The sequence below is a fragment of the Rhizobacter sp. P2_D12 genome (assembly GCF_056404395.1).
The window spans coordinates 1-1,715 of the sequence record NZ_JBFUEB010000274.1 but is presented as its reverse complement, the minus strand read 5'-3'; the positions used below and the strand labels follow the sequence as shown (position 1 = coordinate 1,715).

Here is a 1,715-nt window from a genome sequence, read left to right as displayed (position 1 = left end):
GTTACAACCCGGCCGGGTTGCCGAAGGCCGCGCAGGACAATATCGCGACCATCYACCGCAAGCGCGCCGTCGACAGCGAGGTCTGGGCGCCGAACGGGCCGTGGATCGCCCAGGTCGACGACGTCGGCGCGCGGCCACCGGTACCGCCACCGGGCCTGGACGGCTACGTCCCGGGCACCAACGCGACGCCGTTCAGCCCCACCGGCGGCTTGCGAATCGCCGCGCGCGACCTGGGCGTCATCATGCGCATGCTGATGGCTGGCGGCGTGCATAACGGCGCGCGCCTGCTGCAGGGCGCAACGCTCGAGCGCATGTTCGCCCGCCACTGGTCGTACGACGGCGTGGGCGGCAACGGCAATCCGCTGGGCAGCATCCTCAGTCCGCGCGGATTCGGCAACGCCCACTATCCGGACCGCCCCGGCCTGCGGCTGGCGCCAGGCTTCGATGCCGTGGGCCACCTGGGCGACGCCTACGGATTGCGTTCCGTGTTCGCCATGGACCGCGCACGGGGCCATGGCGTGGTCGTGCTGGCCGGCGGCACGGGAACCGACCCGGCCGCCACGCCGGGGCGCGAGACGGCGCTGGCGCGCTATGAAGAGCGCATCGTGGCCGCCTTGCACCGCCGCGCGATCCTCGGCCTGGCGGATTGACTGGCATGCGGGCGCGTACATATATCGCGGTTATGAGCGCGCGCGCTAGATTCATTGGCAGTGCGTGCCTGCTGCCCCTAAGCTCCCTGTCCCCACCCGAAAAAAAGAGTCCGGCATGCAGCACATAATCGTCATCGGCGGCGGCGTCGTCGGCCTGGCCTCCGCCTGGTGGCTGCTCGAAGCTGGCCACGAGGTCACGCTGCTCGAGCGCGCGCCGGACGTGGGCAGTGGCGCCAGCTACGGCAATGGCGGGCAGCTCAGCTACCGGTACGTGGCGCCGCTGGCCGACGCCGGCATCCCGCTCAAGGCCTTCAAATGGCTGTTCCAGGCCGACGGCCCGTTGCGCTTCCGGCCGGAAGCCGACCTGCGCCAGTATCGCTGGCTGGCCAGCTTTTTGGCTCACTGCCGCGCCGACGTCAACCGCCGCACCACCGCCAAGCTGCTCGAGCTGGGCGAGTTGTCGCGCCGGGCGATGGCGTCGCTCTCGCTGGTCGTGCCGCCAGAGCGTTTTGGCTGGCGCGATGCCGGCAAACTGGTGGTGTTTCGCACGCGCGCCGCGTTCGATGTCGCCGCGTCCAAACCGGGCGCGGGCCAGATCTGGTCGCCCGAAGAATGCACGGCGCACGAGCCCGCACTGGGCGCGGCCCAGCACCTGCTGGCCGGCGGCATCTACAACCCGGGCGAAGCGGTGGCCGACTGCCACGCCTTCTGCGTGGCGCTGGCCGAACGGCTGAGCGAGCATCCGCGCTTTCGCGGGGTCGTCAACAGCACCGCGCTGGGACTGCGTGCAGAGCRGGGCCGCATCACCGGCATCGACACGGTCGGTGGCCTGGTGACGGCCGACGCCTATGTGCTGGCGGCTGGCATCCAGAGCCGCACGCTGGCCGACACGGTGGGTATCTACCTGCCGCTGTACCCGCTCAAGGGCTACAGCCTGAGCGCGCCGATCCGCCAGGACGACATCGCGCCCGAGATCAGCGTGACCGACTTCGAGCGCAAGGTGCTGTATGCGCGCATCGGTGACCGCTTGCGGGTGGCGGCGATGRTCGACATGGTGGGCGAGGA

At 70.4% G+C, this 1,715-nt stretch carries 2 protein-coding genes; both read left to right on the top strand.

The features are described from left to right. Nucleotides 1-650 (top strand): serine hydrolase domain-containing protein (locus AC1DYN_RS32375; RefSeq protein WP_477966871.1); only part of this gene is annotated, 650 nt, incomplete at its 5' end. A 115-nt stretch (nucleotides 651-765) separates the two neighbouring features. After that, a partial coding sequence (locus AC1DYN_RS32370; protein WP_477966869.1) for an FAD-dependent oxidoreductase occupies nucleotides 766-1,715 on the top strand: 950 nt, incomplete at its 3' end.